At 45.3% G+C, this 21,495-nt stretch carries 17 protein-coding genes; 10 read left to right on the top strand and 7 right to left on the bottom strand.

Going from position 1 to position 21,495, the window contains the following annotated elements; all coding sequences use genetic code 11:
- Positions 1–375: 375 nt before the first annotated feature.
- A complete protein-coding gene (locus JK628_RS00745; RefSeq protein WP_202287385.1) occupies positions 376–2,508 on the bottom strand; it encodes a sensor histidine kinase in 2,133 nt (710 codons plus the stop codon).
- A 25-nt stretch (positions 2,509–2,533) separates the two neighbouring features.
- Positions 2,534–3,916: a sigma-54-dependent transcriptional regulator gene (locus tag JK628_RS00740; RefSeq protein ID WP_202287384.1), complete on the bottom strand. Its 1,383-nt coding sequence runs from the start codon at positions 3,914–3,916 to the stop codon at positions 2,534–2,536.
- Positions 3,917–4,196: 280 nt separating this feature from the next.
- Here JK628_RS00740 and JK628_RS00735 point away from each other — a divergent pair, with 280 nt between their 5' ends.
- From JK628_RS00735 to JK628_RS00700, 8 genes are all read left to right on the top strand, one after another.
- The gene (locus JK628_RS00735) at positions 4,197–5,009 is read left to right on the top strand and encodes a substrate-binding domain-containing protein (RefSeq protein ID WP_202287383.1); all 813 of its coding nucleotides are present in this window, start codon (positions 4,197–4,199) and stop codon (positions 5,007–5,009) included.
- Entirely contained in the window at positions 5,006–5,713 is a 708-nt protein-coding gene (locus tag JK628_RS00730) for an ABC transporter permease (protein ID WP_202287382.1), read from the top strand. Before JK628_RS00735 ends, JK628_RS00730 begins: the two co-directional genes overlap by 4 nt.
- On the top strand, positions 5,713–6,441 hold the full coding sequence (locus JK628_RS00725) for an ABC transporter ATP-binding protein (protein ID WP_202289659.1): 729 nt from the start codon (positions 5,713–5,715) through the stop codon (positions 6,439–6,441). Before JK628_RS00730 ends, JK628_RS00725 begins: the two co-directional genes overlap by 1 nt.
- A 97-nt stretch (positions 6,442–6,538) precedes the next feature.
- Positions 6,539–7,153: a molybdenum cofactor guanylyltransferase MobA gene (gene mobA, locus JK628_RS00720; protein ID WP_202287381.1), complete on the top strand. Its 615-nt coding sequence runs from the start codon at positions 6,539–6,541 to the stop codon at positions 7,151–7,153.
- A complete protein-coding gene (locus JK628_RS00715) occupies positions 7,150–8,946 on the top strand; it encodes a bifunctional molybdopterin-guanine dinucleotide biosynthesis adaptor protein MobB/molybdopterin molybdotransferase MoeA (protein ID WP_202287380.1) in 1,797 nt (598 codons plus the stop codon). The genes mobA and JK628_RS00715 overlap by 4 nt, the downstream gene beginning before the upstream one ends.
- A gap of 20 nt (positions 8,947–8,966) precedes the next feature.
- Positions 8,967–9,953 (top strand): GTP 3',8-cyclase MoaA, encoded by a 987-nt coding sequence (gene moaA, locus JK628_RS00710; protein WP_202287379.1) that lies wholly within the window; start codon positions 8,967–8,969, stop codon positions 9,951–9,953.
- Positions 9,954–11,575: 1,622 nt separating this feature from the next.
- Positions 11,576–12,013, top strand: a complete 438-nt coding sequence (locus tag JK628_RS00705) for a DUF2057 family protein (protein ID WP_202287378.1) — start codon at positions 11,576–11,578, stop codon at positions 12,011–12,013.
- Positions 12,014–12,188: 175 nt separating this feature from the next.
- Positions 12,189–13,151, top strand: coding sequence for an IS30 family transposase (locus JK628_RS00700; RefSeq protein WP_202286273.1), 963 nt, complete (start codon positions 12,189–12,191; stop codon positions 13,149–13,151).
- A gap of 303 nt (positions 13,152–13,454) precedes the next feature.
- Here the strand turns inward: JK628_RS00700 and JK628_RS00695 are convergent, their stop codons facing one another.
- Positions 13,455–15,488 (bottom strand): Ig-like domain-containing protein, encoded by a 2,034-nt coding sequence (locus JK628_RS00695; RefSeq protein WP_202287377.1) that lies wholly within the window; start codon positions 15,486–15,488, stop codon positions 13,455–13,457.
- A gap of 1,134 nt (positions 15,489–16,622) precedes the next feature.
- Between JK628_RS00695 and JK628_RS00690 the strand changes: the two genes are divergently transcribed.
- Both JK628_RS00690 and mutM read left to right on the top strand, forming a co-directional pair.
- Positions 16,623–17,075, top strand: a complete 453-nt coding sequence (locus JK628_RS00690; protein ID WP_202287376.1) for a hypothetical protein — start codon at positions 16,623–16,625, stop codon at positions 17,073–17,075.
- Positions 17,076–17,130: 55 nt separating this feature from the next.
- Positions 17,131–17,946 (top strand): bifunctional DNA-formamidopyrimidine glycosylase/DNA-(apurinic or apyrimidinic site) lyase, encoded by an 816-nt coding sequence (mutM, locus tag JK628_RS00685; RefSeq protein ID WP_202287375.1) that lies wholly within the window; start codon positions 17,131–17,133, stop codon positions 17,944–17,946.
- 6 nt (positions 17,947–17,952) lie between these two features.
- Here mutM and JK628_RS00680 read toward each other — a convergent pair whose 3' ends face one another.
- The 4 genes from JK628_RS00680 to JK628_RS00665 form a co-directional block, all read right to left on the bottom strand.
- The gene (locus JK628_RS00680; RefSeq protein WP_337249437.1) at positions 17,953–18,627 is read right to left on the bottom strand and encodes a TVP38/TMEM64 family protein; all 675 of its coding nucleotides are present in this window, start codon (positions 18,625–18,627) and stop codon (positions 17,953–17,955) included.
- Positions 18,628–18,658: 31 nt separating this feature from the next.
- Positions 18,659–20,152 (bottom strand): capsule assembly Wzi family protein, encoded by a 1,494-nt coding sequence (locus JK628_RS00675; protein WP_202287374.1) that lies wholly within the window; start codon positions 20,150–20,152, stop codon positions 18,659–18,661.
- 10 nt (positions 20,153–20,162) lie between these two features.
- Positions 20,163–20,645 (bottom strand): pantetheine-phosphate adenylyltransferase, encoded by a 483-nt coding sequence (gene coaD, locus JK628_RS00670; RefSeq protein ID WP_202287373.1) that lies wholly within the window; start codon positions 20,643–20,645, stop codon positions 20,163–20,165.
- Positions 20,646–20,802: 157 nt separating this feature from the next.
- Positions 20,803–21,477, bottom strand: coding sequence for a TIGR01621 family pseudouridine synthase (locus JK628_RS00665; protein ID WP_202287372.1), 675 nt, complete (start codon positions 21,475–21,477; stop codon positions 20,803–20,805).
- Positions 21,478–21,495 lie beyond the last annotated feature (18 nt).

Raw genomic sequence — 21,495 nt, 5'->3', positions numbered from 1 at the left:
TCCTTATAGTTCGAGTTTGCAAAGCACGACATTGCTCACACACACTTTGTGGCCAGGATTTTATCCTGGCTTTTTTTTGCCTGAAATTCCTAGACCACTACTCGGATAACAACTTACCTCAGTATCAGCCTCGTGCAACCAGCAATGCCATATTGCTCACACCCTTTTTGGTAGCCAGAATTTCATCCTGGCTTTTTTGCTTGAAATTCCTAGATCACTACTCGGATAACAACTTACCTCAGTATCAGCCTCGTGCAACATAGCAGCTCAAGGTCGACAGAGATAGGATTGAGTGAACCCATACAAACTGTTGATTAACCGGGATTATCATCCAGGTTAATTACAATATGAGTCGTAGATTAGCATTGGTAAGAGTTAACTAGCGTCGGAGCGCTTGCCATGAAACTGTAGGCCTTCATAAGGAGCATTTGTCTGCTCTTCTACTGCTGTATGATACAAACCAATAGTGAATAAACTGCCTTTACCTACAGTAGAGCTCACTTCAATAGTGCCACCAATACGTTTTATAATACCGTAGCTTAATGACAGCCCCAGACCAGTACCATCTTTACGTGTAGTGTAAAATGGGTCAAAGATGCGATTAAGCTCCTCTTCAGGAATACCTTTACCCTCATCTTCAATCTCAATCTTAACCCCAACAGGCTCACCACGCTGCACCCAGTCGTACGTACGGATCCATATCTGGCCCTTGTCGTTGATTGCATGTGCGGCGTTCACCACGATATTGATCAAAACCTGTAATAATTGCGGACGGTTAACTTGCACTGGATAACTGGCATTAAGCTCTTGGCTGAGTACCACTTCTTGCTTTTGTATTGAGTGACGTACTAGTACTAACATCTCTTCAATAATCGGGGTAATTTGATGCATCTCCAATGGCGCATTGAACTCCCCTGGACGACTATACTGTAGCAAGCTGCGGATAATAGTACTGATACGCCCTACTTGTTGAATGACGAGCTCAATCTCCTCTTCAACGACGTCAGCATTATCGCCTAGCTCATACTTTAACAACTCCATGTTGCCCAAGATAACCGCCGTCGGGTTATTAATCTCGTGGGCGATCCCTGCAGTTAACTCACCTAACGCGGTTAACTTTTCATTAATGACTAGCTGTTGGCGAGTTTCATTCAGTAAGGCTACGTTTGCTTGCAGTTCTTCAGTTTTTTCCTGCAAGCTGCGAGTACGCTCTTCTACTTTTACCTCCAGCTGCTCTGCAGCTGCTTGGATCTGCGTATTACGTCGTTGCAACAGATCCAGCATGCGATCAAACTGTTCAGCAAGATTAGACAGCTCATTGCCACTGTCGAGACCCAATGAACCAATACGTAAGTTTCGCCCTGATTGCACCGCTTTTACCACATGATGAATACGTTCAATGGGTTGCAATAAACTATAGGCTCCACGATAAACCAGCCAACCAGAAACCAATAGCACCAGCATTAAAATAGTGCCAAGTTCGATGATATTAAGTAAATAGTTGTGGATAAACGGTGACTCAGAAAATCCGGTATAGATCATACCAATGCGCTTTCCCTGTACGTCCACCAATGGCGCATATGCCGAGATAAACCAGTCATTAAATACAAAAGCACGATCAACCCATAACAGGCCTTGATTTAACACCTTTTCACGCACTTCTGACGATACTAAACTACCAAGCGCTCTGCCACGTTCATCGTCGCCTTGGGGGAAAAAATGCAGTGGTACGTTAGTACTAATGCGAATATTGTCGAGGAAAATCGTCACTGTACCGATGGAACGCTCCGGCAGTGTCCCCTTGTCATACACTAGATCTCGAATATGGTCGACGATGCGATCATCTCGATTGAGCAAGATCCCCCCATCTAAATACCAAGCAACATTACCTGATGCATCGGGAATGGGCAGTAATGAACGGCTTAATAGACCACGCTTCTCTTCCGTCTTGACTGGTTCCTGCGCTCTTTGCGTTTTCATCACTGTGATCTGGGCTCTGTCAGCCAGTGCAGGGTCAATACGAGAAAGACGACTAGGTGACAACACCATCAGCCCTGAAAATGGCTGATCAGCTTCAATGTGAGGTAACATCTGTCGTAGATCAGGATCAGACGCTGCTTCAGCAACGCTGATTAAGCGTAAGAAATCTAAATCAATATCAACTTTAGTCTGTGATAAATGCTGTGTCAGTGCTTCTCTAGATAATTTCCCATTGAAATTTATCTTTCTAAAATCATTTTGAAATGCCCAAGACTCCATCACCAATTCGAGTCGTTTCTCTTGAATAGTTTGCACGGATACCAGGGTATTATTGGCCACAGTTAAATCAGCTTTTACTTTCATAAAGAGCTGTTTACCTGTGTAGCTTATATTCCAATAGATGGTAATAAACACTAGACTAACCAGTGTTAACAAAATCGGTAGTAGAGTCAGAATAAGAATGCGATAGCGCACCTTAGCTTGCATCTGCTGCCAACTAACACCAAAGATATTGGAAAAAAAAGACACCTAAACTCTCCTGACTAACTTGTTATTATTCATCTATGTTCTTTTCGCCACCAAACCACTCTTTGTATTTTCGGTCTAGGGTTTTACGTGACACACCAAGATCTCTTGCTGCTGCGGACTTATTACCACCATGGATATCAACAACTCGAGTCACATGATCGCGCTCAACGTCTTTCAGTGCCCATTGCAACGGGTAGCCAGATTCGGCAACCATCTCAGCTTTAGGTTGAGCTTTCCAGTACTCAGCAGGCGGCTTGCCTAGTAATATACAGCGTTCAATCATATTACGCAGCTCGCGGATATTACCCGGCCATTCGTGCTGCTGTAACTTGAGTAAGTCTTCATGACTCCAGACCACCTCTTTTACTCCCAATTCTGCAGCTAATTGGCAGGTAAAGTGATGTGTTAGCTCCACGATATCTTCTGGCCTATCCCGTAGTGGTGGGATAACAATATCGAGTACGTTTAAGCGGTAATAGAGATCACGTCGAAAGTGACCCGCTTCTACCTCTTCCGATAACTTACGGTTAGTCGCCGCAAGCACTCGAACATCAATATTAATCTCTTTCTCACTGCCCACAGGTCTGATGGTTCGTTGCTCTAACACGCGCAGTAAGGCGGTTTGCATTTTTAACGGCATCTCACCAATTTCATCGAGGAAAATGGTACCACCAGACGCAAAGCTAAATAGCCCTTCTCGGTTACCTTTTGCGCCAGTAAAGGCTCCTGCTGAATGTCCAAATAGCTCACTTTCAAGCAGTTCTGGCGCTATAGCACCACAGTTCACAGCCACAAATGGCCCTTGACGTCCACTTAACGTATGCAACTGCCTGGCGACGAGCTCTTTACCTGTGCCCGACTCACCTTCGATAAGCACCACCGCATTGGTTGGTGCTACACGGGCAATGATATCTTTCACTTCGCTCATTGCATCGCTTTGGCCGATGATGGTGGACGATTGATTAAACGACACTTCGCGGCGCAACATCAAGTTTTCGCGCTTCAATAAGCGTCGCTCGATGCAGCGGTCAACGGACTTCATCATCTGTTCGAGATGAAAGGGCTTCATTATAAAGTCTGATGCACCGGCACGAAGCGCTTTGATGGCCACATCCATATCGGCATAACCTGTCATAAAGATGATGTCAGAACGTCGCTCTTGATCATTAAGCGCTTCATGCCACTCAATACCTGAACGGCCAGGCAGACGAATATCGACGATCAGCAGATCAAAATGACAGCGCGAACGCAGTTGTTCTGCATCTTCAACGCTGGAAGCCGTCTCCACCAGTGCAAATTTCTTAGCGAGCGCCTTTTTCAAAAAGCTGCGCATACCAGGTTCATCGTCAACAATTAGTACCGATACAGCGGAAGGAAGTGGCTTCATATCATTTACTCTCTGGCTCATCTTGTCTTAAACAGGACATTTTGACTCATAATGAACAAAGTCTATCACCTAACTGGGGGGAATAGGTCACTATGAACCACGCTTTAGCGACGTTGGGACATATTGTCTGAATGCTTTTTAATAACCATGGGATCAAGCTCACACTTAAGCGACTGATGTGATACAAAATCCTCGAATACAAAAATGGCATCAAACTTGCTCTTCAAATAGAGAAGTGACTTCACTTTTCTGCGGTGACTCAGGTATAGAGTGACCCTTTTATATTTGCCAAGGAGTAAAAATGTTAAACCTTAAACGCGTTATTGGTCTTGCTGTGACTGCTGCATTGTTTATTGGAATGCCAGTTCAAGCCAATGAAGTTATTAAGCTAGCAACCACGACCAGTACTGAAAACTCAGGTTTATTAAAAAACCTGTTACCGACTTTCGAAGCCCAAAGCGGTTATAAAGTACAGGTGATTGCTACAGGAACAGGCAAAGCGCTTAAGCTGGCTCGCCAAGGTGATGTGGATGTTGTAATGACTCACGCACCCGCCGCAGAAGCCAAATTTGTTTCTGAAGGTTATGGCAGACTTCCACGTGGGATCATGGAAAACGATTTTGTTATCTTAGGTCCAAAGAATGATCCTGCTAACATCCGCTCGAGTGAGTCTGCCGAAGCGGCATTTGCCAAAATAGCGAAATCAGCTACGCCATTCATTTCACGCGGCGACAACTCAGGCACTAACATGAAAGAGCTTATCCTTTGGGGTAAAGCCAATGTTAAGCCTGAATTTGATGGCTATACTTCTGTAGGCCAAGGCATGGGCAAAACGCTACTAATGGCAAACGAATTACAAGGTTATACCTTATCTGACCGTGGTACTTTCGTGGCATATTCAGGTAAAATCGGCCTTGCAGTAGACTTTGATGGCGGACAAGCACTGGCTAATCCATATCAAATCATGCTGATTAATGCAGACAAGTACCCTGACTTAAACCATAAAGGGGCTAAAGCATTAAGCGACTGGCTGATCGGCGCGCAGGCGCAAGGGATGATCAACAACTATAAGGTTCAGGGTGAACAATTGTTCAAGGCAACATATAGCGAATGAATGAAGGCTGGTTAGCCCTAACACAGCAGGCGTTAAGCCTGCTGTTTTCATTGGACCCAGAAGTCTGGTCCATTATATCGGTATCTTTTTCAGTATCATTTGCAGCACTGATGATCACTTTGCTGCCCTCAATGGTGCTCGGCTTCATATTGGCTTTTTCTCGCTTCCGTGGCCGCTGGTTGGTCACCAATTTGATTCAAACCCTGCAATCCATTCCCACCGTTGTTATCGGATTATTAGTCTACCTGCTGTTAACTCGCATGGGGCCACTCGGCGATCTTAAATGGCTTTTTACTCAAAAAGGCATGATTTTAGGCCAGATGATGATCTGTGCGCCGGTACTTATCGCCATGAGTCAAGCAGCGTTCACCAGTGTTGACCGCCGCGCTTGGGAAACCTCACGAACATTAGGCGCGCCTTGGTACAGTGCTATTTGGGCTGTCTGCAGAGAGCTCAAAGTTCCACTATTATTAGCTATTATCGCCGCATTTAGCCGTATTCTGACCGAAGTAGGCTGCTCAATGATGGTCGGCGGCAACATTGCAGGTGTCACTCGAAATATCCCCACCGCTATCGCGTTAGAAACCAGTAAGGGTGACTTTGCGCAAGCGATTGCACTTGGGCTTGTCCTGTTAGTATTAGCACTAGTGCTAAACTTTGCCTTAGGTACGCTAAGAGGCAAGGCCGAGCCGAGGAGTCATTAATTAGTATGGCAAAAATTATTGCACAGGATCTTGAGATGCGCTTCGATGATAAGCATCTATTTAGCGTTCAAGATCTTATTTTTCCGCAGCACCAAGTGATTCATCTTCAGGGTGATAACGGCTGTGGCAAAACCACATTAATGAAACTATTGGCAGGACTGATTAAACCCAGCCAAGGCCAAGTGCAGGCCATTGGTTATTCACTAGCGCCATGGTGGCGCAGCAATGCTATTGTGGGAAAAGCACTTTATCTGCATCAGCATCCTTATCTTTTTGATGGCAGTGTGCTTTATAACCTCACCTATCCTTTGGCTTTCTCAACCAATGACAAGGCAACGCTGAATGCACGTACAGAACAAGCAATTGAGATGGCACAGTTAACTCATTTACTGTCGCAATCAGCATCCAGCTTATCTGGCGGTGAACGCCAACGATTGGCAATTGCGCGAGCCTGGATAGTACAACCCAAGCTGTTGATGCTTGATGAACCAACCTCAAATATGGATAAACATTCCCAACATCTGGTGTTGCAGATGATCTCAGATCTAAAACAGCAAGGTACAGGGATGATAATCAGTAGCCATCAGTCATGTATGCTGACGCAAATCTGCGACCATGCATGGCTAATCGATAATAATAGAATTAGCACCAATGATAAGGTGCCCGAAGCTGCACCGACTTTAGCAGTCCATATCAATCCCAACATGCTAAACAGTATGGTCAAATAACCATACCCAAACTGCTACCCCGTCAACATTAAGTTATTGAGCGACGGAGTATGATTGCTATTGTTAAGTAAGCTGCAACTAATAACAGGAAGATGTGATGACGACAACGATCGATGCAGTGATCCTCGCAGGCGGAATGGCCAGACGTATGGGTGGCGACGATAAAGGCTTAGTTGAGTTAGATAGCCAACCGATGATCAAACATACAATTGATAGGATACGACCTCAAGTTAAGGAGATCCTGATCAACGCAAACCGCAATCAAAAGGTGTATTCTGAATTCGGCTTTAAGGTGATAAGTGACCAAGATAGCGGTTATTTAGGCCCATTGGCAGGCATGATCACTGCTATGAGCCATACTCAGGCTGACTATTTGATGGTTGTTCCTTGCGATTGTCCATTGCTACCTACTGATTTGATTGCCAGAATGCTGGCAAAGTTAATCGCTGCAGATGCAGAGCTTGCTGTAGCAAGTGATGGTAAGCGTGAGCAACCCGTTGTCATGTTACTGAAACCCAGTTTACGTACATCAATGAAAGCTTTTTTAGATGCCGGAGAGCGCAAAATCGATTTTTGGTACGCCAAACATAATTATGTGGTGACAGATTTTAGCGACCAGCCAAATGCCTTTATTAACGTCAACACACCAGAACAAAAACAGCAACTTAGCGACGCTATTGCCAACGAAAAGACTAACCTGAGGTGTAAATGAGCATACCTTTTACCAATCCGTTACCGATCCCCGTTCTCGGATTTTGTGCCTATAGCGGCACAGGCAAAACCACATTATTGAAGCAATTAATCCCAGAGCTTAATCGCCGTGGTGTTCGCCTTGCCGTCATCAAGCACGCTCATCACAACTTTGATGTTGATATTCCAGGTAAAGACAGCTTTGAGATGCGTAAAGCCGGTGCCAAACAGATGCTAGTTGCGTCACACGTGCGCTGGGCCTTAATGACTGAAGATGCCAGAGACACAGATCCTGAGCTACCGCACCTATTACAGCAAATTGAAGCGGACAAGGTCGACATAGTATTAGTAGAAGGCTTTAAAAAGCTCGAGCTACCAAAAATTGAGCTGCATCGTGCCGCTCATGGCAAACCTTTCATTCACACCCACGACGACAATATTCAGGCCATTGCCTGCTGCGACGACACCGAGCTGCCACAAGAGTTGCACCGTTTAGATATCAATAACGTTGAGCAAATAGCCGATTACGTTAGCGATTACATCGCAGCGTGGAAACCATGTCCAATCGATCTGCCGATGGCGCCGAGCTGTGGTTGCGAACTCGATAACAGCACCACATTGTCGGTACGCCAAGGCATAGACAAAATTCTTTCCTATGTCACACCTGTGACAGCAACTGAAAACGTTGAGCTAGATGCACTTGAAAATAGAGTGCTGGCAGCAGATGCCATCTCGCCAGTTAATGTGCCACAACACACCAATTCAGCAATGGACGGTTACGCCTTTAAGTTAGGCGAAGACACCCAAGCCTATAACGTGATGGGCGAAGTGATGGCGGGTCACGCTTATGCTGACACTATTCAAGCCGGTGAAGCCGTACGCATCATGACTGGCGCTCCCATGCCAGCGGGTGCAGACACAATTCAGTTGCGTGAACTGGCAAATGAGCAAGACGGCAAAGTCGAATTTGAAGGTGAAATGGCTTTAGGCCAACACGTAAGGCAAGCTGGCGAAGATATAGCCCAAGGCGAAACCGCACTAGCTGCAAACACGCGCCTGCATGCTGCAGAACAAGGTTTACTTGCATCTCTGGGATTTGGCAAACTAGCCGTTTTCAAGCGTCCAACCATAGCCGTGTTCTCTACCGGTGATGAAGTTTGCCAACCTGGCGAACCATTAAAGCCCAACTGCATCTTTGACTCCAACCGCTACACCATCAAGTCGATGGCGCAGCAACTCGGTTGTGAAGTGATAGACTTAGGCATTATTCAAGACTGCGAAGCCGCACTAGCAGCGGCATTAACCGATGCAGCTAAGCAAGCTGATATCGTGATCAGTTCAGGTGGCGTATCTGTCGGCGATGCAGACTACATCAAAACCGTACTCGAGCAAGTGGGCCAGATAAACTTTTGGCGTATCAACATGCGTCCGGGTCGCCCGTTGGCCTTCGGTCAGATCGACAACAGCTTGTTCTTCGGCTTACCAGGCAACCCAGTTGCGGTGATGGTGTCGTTCCTGCAATTCGTACAACCCGCTATCCGTAAACTTGCCGGAGAGCAGAACTGGACACCTACCATGGTGCCAGCAATCACAGATAAACCACTGCGTAGCCGAGTCGGGCGTACCGAATTTATGCGCGGGATCTACCATCTGTCAGCAGATGGCAAGTTACATGTAACCACAACAGGTGCTCAAGGCTCAGGGATGCTTAGCTCTATGGTAAAAGGAAACTGTCTCATCGTGATAGGCGAGAAAGATGACCAGTTGAATCCAGGTGACACAGTGTATATTCAACCTTTTTCCGACCTTCTTTAAGGGTCATATAGGTAAGTAGTATGAGTTTGATCGTTGACAACTTTGGCCGTACAGTCGAATACCTACGGCTGTCTGTAACTGACCGCTGTGATTTTCGCTGTGTCTATTGCATGAGTGAAGATCCCTGTTTTTTAAGCAAAGAACATGTATTAAGCCTTGAAGAATTGGCCTGGATTGGACAGGCTTTTACCGAGTTAGGCGTTAAGAAAATACGCCTAACAGGCGGCGAGCCTTTAGTGAGAACCGACTGCGACAAATTGGTTAAGCTACTTGGCAAGTTACCGGGGCTTGAAGAGCTTTCGATGACCACCAATGGTTCTCGGTTAACCCGTTTTGCGCAAGAGATGCATGATTCCGGGCTTAACCGCCTCAATATCAGCCTCGATACCTTAAAACCGGATCTCTTCACTGAGCTGACGCGTAACGGCAAGGTAAACCGCGTCATTGCCGGTATTGATGCCGCACGAGCAGCAGGTTTTAAAAAGATAAAAGTTAATGCGGTGATTTTGCGTGGCCAAAATGATGATGAAGTGCTGGATCTAATTGAGTTCTGTCGTGAACGGGAACTCGATATCGCCTTTATCGAAGAGATGCCTTTAGGGGTGATCGATGAGCGCAAGCGCAGCCGTCACTGCAGCAGTGATGAGATCAAAAAGCTCATTAGAGAGCGTTATGAATTAACGGTATCTAATCGCCGAACGGGCGGACCTGCGCGTTATTACACCATGCCAGGCAGCAATATTCATGTAGGCTTTATTTCTCCCCACAGCAATAACTTTTGCCACGAGTGTAATCGAGTCCGAGTCACGGTAGAAGGTCGTTTACTGCTGTGTTTAGGCAATGAAAATTCCGTCGACTTAAAAGCCATTGTACGCGAGTTCCCCGGCGACATAGAAAAGCTAAAAACAGCCATTCTAGATGGCATCAAGCACAAGCCAAAAGAGCACCACTTCGATCCCAACGGCGAAACCCAGATCCTACGGTTTATGAATGCCACAGGGGGATAGCCGCTCTTGGTGTTTGCTTTTAGCATGTGTATTGACCTTTAGTTGTGACTATTTCAATAGGTTATAAAACTGAAAACCCGACGCCTAAAACGTCGGGTTTTGTTTATCTGGCAGATAGATATCCCATGGTTGATTGAGCACTAATCTAAAATTTAGGCGAAAGTCATTTTTGGAAACGAATGAGTTATTTCTGATAACAGTGGTTCCAATTGCCTACGGTGGTGCTGGACAGGATATCGGAATGTCGTGATCACATACGACCTTATGCGCAGACACTACTGAGGCTCGCCGCAACTATTTATAAAAGAAAAGGCTCCTGTAAGCTCAACGAAAACATCTGACCTCCAAGGACGGAGGAAGTGCCAAATTCTATATGGAACAGAATTGGTCCTGTTTCCAAAGGCCTCAGCCGCATCCACACTGCTTTCGAAAAGCGCAAACTCTCAGCATTAGGCTTATCAATAAAAGCTTCTAAATTTGATAAACCTCCACACCAGTGAACATCAGAACTTACATTTAAGTGCCAAATTTGCAGACTGCAATCTCCCCCGTTGGAAATTTTGCTTTTTAAATTTCGCCGGGCCGCTGAGGATGGGCTAAAGGGGACAAGCGCTTTCCCCTTTGGCTCTACTCTTGATTACAAGAATGGGCGAAGCGCCACGACTTTGGTCAAACACAGCTTGATAAATTTGCATGCAGACTAACAAACCATGGGGCTACTTTTAAGCAAAAGTGGTTCCAATTGCCTGCGGCAGGCGTATGTGTAGACGCAACTGAGGCTCGCCGCGAGCACATCCTTGTGGGCTCAACGAAAACGTCTGACCTCCAGGGATGGAGGAAATACCAAATTCTGTATGGAACAGAATTGGTCCTGTTTTCGACGGCCGCATCTGCACTGGGTTTGAAAAGCACAACAGTTCACCACTTGAGTCTTCACTCCCCCAGTATAAAATGACTATTTCTTATTAAGAAATCATAACTTTAATACATTGAGCAAAGGTGCATAATCAAATCTCCCCGTTGGAAATTTCGCTGTTTAAATTTCGCCGGGGCGCTGAGGATTGGCTAAAAGGGACAAGCACTTTCCCCTTTGGCTCTACTCTTGATTACAAGAATGGGCGAAGCACCACGACTTTGGTCAAGCGTAGCTTGATAAATTTGCATGCAAACTAACAAACTATGGGACTACCTTTAAGAAAATATGCTTCCAATGACCTACGGTGGTGCTGGACAGGATGTCGGAATGACGTGATCACATGGCCGATGATGTTCCCGACATCAGAACGACATTTCCCATATCCCTATGGGTCAGATGTGAATGAATGACCTTATGTGTAGACACTGCTGAGGCTCGCAGCAAGCACGTCCTTGTGGGCTCAACGAAAACAGCCGACCTCCAATGATTGAGGAAATGCCAAATTATGTATGGAACAGAATTAGCTCTATTTTCGACGGCCGCATCTACACTGGTTTAGAAAAGCAATAACATCCAGCATTTGCGCTAAAAATTATTTTGAATAAAACAGAAAAAGCCTTTGACCCTCCCCCAACAGGAGACAATATGATTCTTATCAACGGACAATAAGTCCACTAAAACTCAATAAGAATACTTGGAGTCAAATATGAAATTACTCACTAAAGCAGTCTTCGCCGCCATTGTTGCAACCTCTTCAGCGTCAGTGCTTGCAGCAAGTGTATTTATACCTAGCGATTTGCAAGTCTCTGAGATTAATGGTGTTCGAGTGAATAACGCTCAAGAATTTGAATTGGCAAAGGGGCAAAACCTAATTAAGCTAAGATACCTAGAAAACTTTGCAGTTAACGCAGATGATTCAGGATCTCTAGTAAAGTCAAAGCCGCTATACTGGCATATATCAGCACAAGATGGAGTCAATTATACCGTGTCACTGCCAGTGCTAATGACACAAGATGATGCACGAGAGTACATACAAAATCCGCAGATTAAAATAAGCGATAGCACCGGGCTAACGCGTACAGATAGCCTATCTAACCAATCTCAGCTGATGGCAGCCTTATTCACACAAAAAGTAGATTTTTAGTACTTTGTTAACCCAAGAACATAAATATGAAAACTAACGGTAAGTGTCAGAGGCTCTTCTTAGGCCGCGTTCAACATGCAAGTGCACCACCTGAGTTAACTTATTGAAGAGACAGTCATCCTGAAGCTTCTGCTAATGTTTATGTGCGACCATAACACAGCAGAGGAGCTCCAAGATGACCTACAACCACCTTAGCATGTATGAAAGAAAAGCGATCTATTACCGCTTTAACTCAGGTGAGAGTTTAAGATCCATCGGACGGCTTATAGGGCGTCACCATACGACGATTAGTCGAGAGATAAGTCGAAATAAGCCTCTGACATACACTTATTATGATAATGCCGCTCAAGAAAAAGCACTGGCTAGAAGGAAAATTCCCAGGCATCAAAAAAAATACTCAAATATAAAGCTTCGCACTACAGTTATTACGCTTTTAAAGCGGGGTTGGTCTCCAGAGGCTATCTCGGGTCGACTAAAGTTAGAACACCCTGACGATCCTCTTTTTCATGTTAGCCATGAGGCCATTTATCAATGGGTTATTAAAGACTTTAAGCACTCTGGAAACCTATATTGCTACTTAGCAAAAAGGCATAAAAACAGAAGAAAGCAAAGGAAATACGGTGACTTACGTGGTCAAATAAAAGGCAGGGTCAGCATTCATGATAGGCCTCCTGTCGTAGATACCCGCAGTCGTATCGGTGATTGGGAAGGTGACTTAGTTGAAGGAAAGAAGGGCTCTGGTTACTTTGTAACACACCTAGAAAGAAAGAGTAGATACCTAATTGCAAAGAAAATTGATGACAAAAAAGCGACATCATTTAACCGTGTTTCAATTGAAGCCTTTCAAGCACAACCTGAGGCGAAAAGACTCACGCTGACACTCGATAATGGTAAAGAGTTTAGTGCGTTTAAAGAGCTTGAAAGCGCAGTAGGGATCGATATTTACTTTGCAGATCCCTATAGCTCATGGCAAAGGGGAGCTAACGAACATGCCAACGGCCTTTTAAGGAGATACTTCCCTAAAGGAACTGACTTTTCAGTAGTTACGAGCGAACAACTAGAAACCATTGTAAACTTAATAAATAACAGGCCAAGAAAGATACTGAATTACCAAACACCAGCAGAAGTATTTAGATGATTTGAAGTGGTGCACTTAGATCTTGAATTCGGGTAGAAAAGAAAGGGTCCATGTAAATTCAACAAAACACTAACCATCTAGCATTTGTGTTCTTAATTTAAAACTACAAAAGTCACCACTCTGCATAGCCAGCAGAACACGCAAACTCATTTCCCCTTGGCTCGACTCTTTATAACATTAAGGGCCGAAGCGCCATGACTTTGATTTTTTCTTGAATCGAATGGGTTCCACAGCTAGCACTATTCAAAAATCGTGACCCAATAAAAAAGGCACTAATGTGCCTTATTGATTACTCATCTATCTCTAGTGAATCACGATCGGTATCGTTGCTACTAAAGTGTCGACTCCATTTGGCGTCTGAACTTCAATCAACAACACTCCAGAGTTAGGCTCGTCTTCACCCTTAACGATAATGCCAAAACTTAGGCCACCGGTGATATTTGACGAAGGCCAAACATAGCTGCTCTTACTTACAACGGATCCCGCTGTTGCAGTCATATTTACTTTGCTACCCGCTGGCATCTGTTGTCCATTGACATCCATGATAGTCAGCGAAACTTGACCCGCCTCAATGCCAAATAAATCTAAAGTTTCATTACCATTATCAGCACTACTATCTGTCACAATCAGATTTGAACCATATGCTGTACTACCTGACATGATAAGCACTAGGCTACTACGAATATTGATCGACTTAGAATTAGAAACACCATCAGCACACCCATTGTGTACAGGGTCACTACACAACACTCCATTATATAAACCATCTCGTAGCGTAAACGAACCATCGTTATCAAAGTCAATTAACTCTTCCAAGGCACTCTTATCGTATAGCTGGTTTTCGTTGTAATCGTTAAAGGCTTCATCCATATCATATGGTTGACCATCGATTCCATTCCCACTAAATAATGCAAATTCATCGGCATCAAAACGGCCATTACCATTAGAATCTGGGAACGACTCCTCTCCTATCGCTGTTGCAGTAATAGTTGCACGACCATTCAGTGGGCGTGGGTTCTGGCTCGCCCAAGTGACACTGCACTCTCCGCTCACCGTCACACATGATGCACCTATGTTACCTCCTTCTGTGGTGAAGGAAACTGCTGTACCGTTTGGTGCAGGGTTATTAAACGCATCCGCTAACCTAGCCACAAACGTCACCTTTTCGCCATCATAATTCCACCCTTCAGGATTTAGTATTTCAGCAGATAATGAAAAACTATCTTGGTCTGGAATTCCTGTAGAAACGACTAATGAACTAGATTGACTTGTAATTAGTGGGTCAGTGCCTTCAACAATTGCGGTAACTCTAACCGTAGTCGCTACCGTACCAGATGTCACAACAGTTTGAACCATACCCGAACCATTAGTAGTAGCCATAGAGGGCTGAAGCTGGATCCCCCCCACATCGGTATTCAAAGAGAAGCTGACTGCTGTATTGCTGACAGGGTTGCCATTGGTATCTAACACTTCAAATATAACCGTTGAGGATTCACTCCCTCCTGAGCCCAAAATACCAATATTACTCGGTGTGGCAGAAACAAATATCACACTCCCTTTCTCAGCAGTAAGAACATTGATGGCTCCAGTTGCAAATAGATTTATCCCTCCGGCATTTGCACTAATATTAATAATATCATCTCCAACACAGCCTTTAGCTAAGTATGTTGTTGTTGCAACCCCATTGATTAACATGACAGGGGAGCTGAGTTCAGCTAAAGGTGTAGATAGTTGGGAGCAACTAGAACTAAAGAAAACATCGACAGCTTCCTTAAAAGGCAGCCCTTGCTCATCAACTATAGTCACCGATACATTCGCTGTACCCCCAGCAGACAACGAATCTGTACTGACTTCAGCTATACCAGATTGCAATGGGTCACCACTACCCATCTCTAAATTGGTAGCACCAACCACAAAAATCGCCGTATCTTGTTCACCCGTAACCAAAGACGCAGTTATTGTTCCAGCTCCAAGTGAGGTACCCGAATAGATAACAACGGTCGCATTTCCATCGGCATCAGTTACCGCGGTAGTAATAGGCAAGTCACCTATCGTACTGCTGAAGGTGACAATCACAGCTTCACTTAGCCCTTCTACAGCAGCGATCAACTGGCCAGGGGAAACAGAGGTAATTGAAGATATATCCTGTCCGGCCGCATCCGTTAATCTTAAAGACACAGTATAAGTAACTTCGGAGTCAGTAGTTGTGGCGGTACCATCATCGAGCAGTTCACAAGGCACATTAGATGGACAGACCGGAGAACCATCATCACCTCCACAAGCAGTCAAAGCAAAGATACATATTACAACAATGAATATTCTGAATATTGAGAACATATTTATCTCCATATAAATAGCATGGCTACTGTAGGTGGGCGCCTATTATGTATAGGCTAAGATTTATGTTTTTTCACACTTTATTTACATCACCTATGTTGTTGCAAAAAAATACATTCTCAGTCCTGCTACGCTTTCATCTCTAAAACCGAAGCCCTCTGCCGCATCTACACTGGGATATAAAAGCGCAAACTCTTAGCATTTGAGTTAACAGCCTCCAAATAAGAAATAGCTATCTCTCAGTAAACATCATGGCTTAAATACATTTACCCAACTTACAGACAATGATTTCCCCCATTTGTCATTTCGCAGGGGCGCTGAGGGTTTGACTCTTATGAAATCATAAGCTGGCGCAAGCGCTTTGCCCCTTGGCTCTACTCTTGATGATAAGAATGGGCGAAGCACCACTACTTAAATAGGCCGCAAGGTCTTAGTTTTAAGGGAACAATCAATACTGAGTGAACTTTCAACATCTATGGTTCCAATGACCTGCGGCAGATGCTGGACAGGAAGTCCGAATGTCGTGATCACATGGCCGATGATGTTCCCGACATCAGAACGACATTTCCCATATCCCTATGGGTCAGATGTGAATGAACGACCTTATGTGCAGGCGCAACTTAGGCTCGCCGCAACTCTTTATAAAAGAAAGGCTCCTGTAAGCTCAACGAAAACATCTGACTCAAAGACGGAGGAAATGCCAAATTCTGTATGGAACAGAATTGGTCCTGTTTCCGACGGCCTCAGCCGCATCTACACAGGTTTCGAAAAGCGCAAACTCTCGGCATTTAAGTTATCAAAAAACCTTGAGATTATGCGTTTCTAATTTCAGTGAACATCATGATTCAAGTCCAACGAATCAAACTTACAGACAGCAATCTCCCCCGTTGGAAATTTCGCTGTTTAAATTTCGCCGGGGCGCTGAGGGATAGCCAAGGGGCGCAAGCGCTTTGCCCCTTGGCTCGGGTGTGGGCGAAGCGCCACGACGTTGGTCTGGCGCAGCCTGATAAAAACCTATTGTTAGACAGAGTCTAACCCTAAAGCCCAAGCGCCAGCTTGCAACCAACCAAGTTTGTGGTTATCCCAACTTGCAGATACACTTAATAGTTAAGTAACCTTTTGAATTCTATCCCCATGGCATTATCCCGAAGAAAGTGGAATACCATTATCATTCTCGCTTCTATATTTATGATCTCAGTGCTGACTGTTATTGAGGATAATAGCCATATAAAACCGCTGCAAACTCAAGCTCTGTTCGACCAATCAGCGCCACTGTCTCAGTTACAGCTGGGAGAGTATTGGCTGCAGAAGCGCCAATCTGGTTGGCAATGTAGTGAAGAGATCCTCAATTGCCTCGAATGGGCCAATGCGTGGGAGCTAGTGCATATTTCGGCCCTCGTCGATAGGCCTGAAACAGCAGGTGAGCCCATTGAGCTAGTGATTCAAATTACTGATAATGACACGGCACAAGTCTGGGTGCTATTTAGCAGCCAAGGCTTACTAAAGTCTCCCGCGGGTAACTGGTATCAAATTCCTGCCAGTTTACGAGAGCAACTCAGCCCAATCATTCGTGCCCGAGCTCATTAATACCATTGTTATAATTACCTGTTGATACCTCGCTGCGTTACAGAAGAGAGCCTAAATGCCTGAACTGCCAGAAGTAGAAGTGACTAAACAAGGGGTCTCTCCTTACTTGATTGATAACACTGTGACTGACCTAATCGTACGCAACGCATCGCTGCGATGGCCAGTACCCGAGATCGCAAAACAGATAATTGGTCAGACGATTACCGCGGTGCGCCGCCGTGCTAAATACCTGCTGATTGATACAGCTGCTGGCACGACTATCGTCCATTTAGGTATGTCGGGTAGTTTACGTATATTGCCAGCGAATAGCCCAGTCGAAAAACATGATCACATCGACCTGGTACTCGCCAGCGGCAAGATACTGCGCTACAACGACCCAAGACGTTTTGGTGCCTGGTTATGGAGCGAACTGCCGGAACAAGCTCACCCACTGCTGTCGAAACTCGGGCCTGAGCCACTAGAGGCTGGCTTTCACGCACAGTACTTAGTCGATGCGTTAAAGCATAAGAAAAAAGCCATTAAGTTGTGCTTGATGGACAACCATATCGTGGTCGGTGTGGGTAACATTTATGCCAATGAGGCATTATTTGCGGCGGGAGTTCACCCGCAAGCCGAAGCGGGGAAAGTGGATGCTGAGCGTATCACCATTCTCGTTGCTGAGGTGAAACAGATCCTTGCGCGAGCGATTGAGCAGGGAGGTACTACCTTGAAAGATTTTACTAACGCCGATGGCAAGCCGGGCTACTTCGCCCAAAAACTGCATGTCTATGGTCGAGGGGGTGAAACTTGCACTCACTGTGGCCAACTGCTGAGTGAAGTACGTTTGGGTCAACGTGCTACGGTGTTTTGCAGCATTTGCCAGCAGCGCTAAATGGACTCAACCTTTGGACTTTACCGCCTGATTAAGCTCTTTGCCTAATCGTGTGCGGTAAAGGTATATGCCAATCAACAGCGCCACTGCAAACAAACCACCACTCAACTGCAGGTGATGTTCGTCGCTCAGGCTAACCCCTGCACCTGCAAAGCTAAAGATGAACATTTGTGGTAGAAAACCGATGCCACTGCCAACAAAAAACTGCCATGGACTGACACAAGTCGTGCCCGCTAAAAGATTGGTGATGTAGTTACTCCCTAACGGCAGTAAACGGAACATCAATGCCTTAAGCCAGGTTTTGTGGATAATTAACGCTTCAAGCCGGGCTAATTTTTGCTCGAAGCGGCGTTTAATCTGCTCACGAAAAACAAAGCGGGAAAAATAGAATAGAATAATGCAGCCCAGCAGGGCTGAAATGGTGGCAAATATAGCCCCGTTGACACCGCCAAGCGCATAACCAAAAGCAAATGCCAGTACCTGCCTAGGCCCACCGATACAGGAGAATAGTGCACCCATCAATACCAGTTCAGCAATCGCCCGTGAGCCATTTTGTGCAACATAGTCAGCAACCCATTGGCTATCACTTAGGCGCTGAAAGAAACCTTGTTGGAATGCCACGCCCGCTAAGATCACGACCAATAACAGTCCAAGCAGCCTAACGGCTAGTTTAATATTCATGGCTTATCGCGAAGCAACTACGGATATAACATTAGAAACGGTATTCATAAGTCCCGAATACTGTCGCATCGGTTTCATTTTCTTGCTCTTCAAATTCTGACTGCGATATTGTGCCACCAACACTCATCATACCCTGCCACATCGGCATTCGATAACTCAGCTCTAGCATCAGCAAATCTTCTTTAGGAGGCTGAGGAGTCCAATCTGCATTCGCATTAACGCCATCTTTATTCAGTTGTGCGTAACGCAGTAAAGAGGTAAAGCCCTTACTATTGGCGTACTGACCAATTAGGCCTAAGACATACACGTTGGCATCACTGTCATAGGTACTACCAAGTGCGCGGCCATAATAACGTGAACCACTTTTGTAGGTTGAATGCTCATAGAAACAGTTAAAGGCGTTTTCATCTTCACCACAAAAAACCATGGTGTCGGTGTATTCAAAGAACAGCTTATATTGCTGACCATCGAAGTTGAAGCGAGTATCGGCACCAAACATAGAGCCACAATCAACGATATCCCACGGCATTGAGCCCTTAGAATCTTCGCAAGTTCTCTCATAATAGAGGCCGAACGGTACGTTATACCAAGTATCGCTGAAGCGGATATCATAACCCGCTATTTGGTTACCGTAATTGGTACAACCACCAGGCCCTTCATTACGACAATCTTTTTGGCCGGTGATTGATTTAAACGCACTTTCAAAGGAGCACTCTTGGCCTTCACCACAGAACTGCGTTGTCCAAGAGACACCAAGCTCTAGTTGACGGAACGGACGTATAGAGCCGCGTAAATTCCACAGCAGCGGATTAGGCACTGCACGTTCCTCCTCCATCATGCTTACACCTGCGGTGAAATTCCACGGCCCAATCCAAGATAGCCATGGCGTTTCAAATGCTTGTGCATTATTGCGGCTAAGCATGAGCGATGGCATAGGTCTGGCGTTATTGGATTTATGCAATGAAGAGTCAAATCCTGGTCCCCACCATTGCTCAACAGCGCCAAGAGTCACCATCCAGTTACCCATGGCCATAGCTAGATAAGAGTCATCAAGGCGCAATGATTTATCATCAGCAGGGTCGTAATTGGCAGAAGTTGAAATCTTATAGGCAAACCTATCGCCAAGGTACTCGTATGACGCCGTCGCCTCGCCTTGCTCTCTATAATCAGAGCCAAAATGCTGGAACCGTGCCGCATCGCTAGCAGCTGCTAACTTAATGCGAGTATTGCCTCGATTACCGACAGCGTTTTGATAATTGAAATTTACCCGCGCGTACGCTTCGACCAAGCCCGGCGAAAGAGTTGATGGCTCAGCGTTAGCCAGATCGGCACCAATGCCTGACCACATCAACGGATAAGTGTTGACCGGCACGGTGATCACACCAGCATCGGCCAATGCCTGAATATCGGCTCTTAGATAGATATCAGCAGTATCTACCCAAGGCGCAGCGCTAATGATTGTCGAATAACAAACAGCGCATAATGTCAGCAGTTTAATACTGATTGATAAAACAAGCTTTCTCATGATTTGTGGCTTAACCTTTTTCTTTTTCAATTAGTGCATTAGCAACTTCGACGTGGACAAACTGGCTCACATCACCACCGTGATGAGCAACCTCTTTAACCAAGGTAGAAGAGATAAAGGAGTTCTCTTCTGCTGGGGTTAAAAATACGCTTTCGAGATCGGGGCTAAGGCGGCGATTCATGTTCGCCAATTGGAATTCATATTCAAAATCTGAAACAGCTCGCAAGCCTCGAACTAGCACACTGGCTTGTTGCTCTTTAGCAAAGTCCACCAGCAGGCCTGAAAAACCGACCACTTCAACGTTATCTAAATGCGCGGTCACCGTTTTTAATAACTCCACTCGCTCATCAAGTGTGAAACGCGGCTTTTTAGAGGGATTAGCAGCAATGCCAATAACCACATGCTTAAATAATTTTGCAGCACGCTCAATAAGATCTGCGTGACCATTGGTAACGGGATCAAATGTTCCTGGGTATATGGCTCGTTTATGCACAATTATCTACTCATGATTTAGTGTTAATTATTCGTCTGTTATGTCTGTATTTTACGGCCACTATCGTACTCGTTATCAGCTAAATTGTGAATGCTAAAGCTTAGATATTCCTTAAGCGCCGGCATGATTCGATATTCACCGCTAAAACACCCTAACTTTACTTTGCTTTAGGCCAATTCAAACTATCGGGCTGCTGCCAAATTTCTAGCTGTTTCGCAATCTCATCATGCTCAAAGGCCGCCCCTGATTGTGGAGGTGCACTGAACTGGTAGGCTTGGTTTTTGTAATTGAAATTCAAGCTATAAGCGTGCAAATAGCCTCTATCTGACGCGGCGCCACCATAGAGAGCATCACCTAAAATTGGCACGCCAATACTGGCCAATGCCACTCTCAGCTGGTGAGTTTTGCCGCTTAAGGGTTTGAGTAAGTAGAGGCGTAAACCATCTGCTATTGAATGCGAAAAGAATTGAGTAACTGCAGGGTTAACTGTGGTGCGCAGTAACTTGTGCATACTGCGACGTGATTTGGCCATATCACCAATAACCCAACCTTGCTTCTTTTTGGGTTTACCTTGGGCCAGTGCCAAGTAGTACTTCTGAATTTTGTGATCGCTAAATTGACGGGTAAATTCAGCTGCTGTGGCCGATGACTTGGCTAGAATGAGTAAACCTGAGGTCAATGTGTCTAAACGATGGACTGAGTACAGTTTTATACCCAGATCTAACTCCGCCTGAGCAACTACGCCAGCTGAGCCATCTTGGCTGTGGAAATGGACGTTGGCCGATTTATTGATAATAATAAAATCGGCTTCGTCAGCAATAACTTGGTACATAAGGAGAATATTCCACAA

It is taken from the genome of Shewanella sp. KX20019, assembly GCF_016757755.1.
In the GTDB taxonomy this organism is placed as follows: Bacteria; Pseudomonadota; Gammaproteobacteria; order Enterobacterales; family Shewanellaceae; genus Shewanella.
Note: the sequence above shows the minus strand (reverse complement) of the source record. Positions and strands in the feature narration are given on the sequence as shown.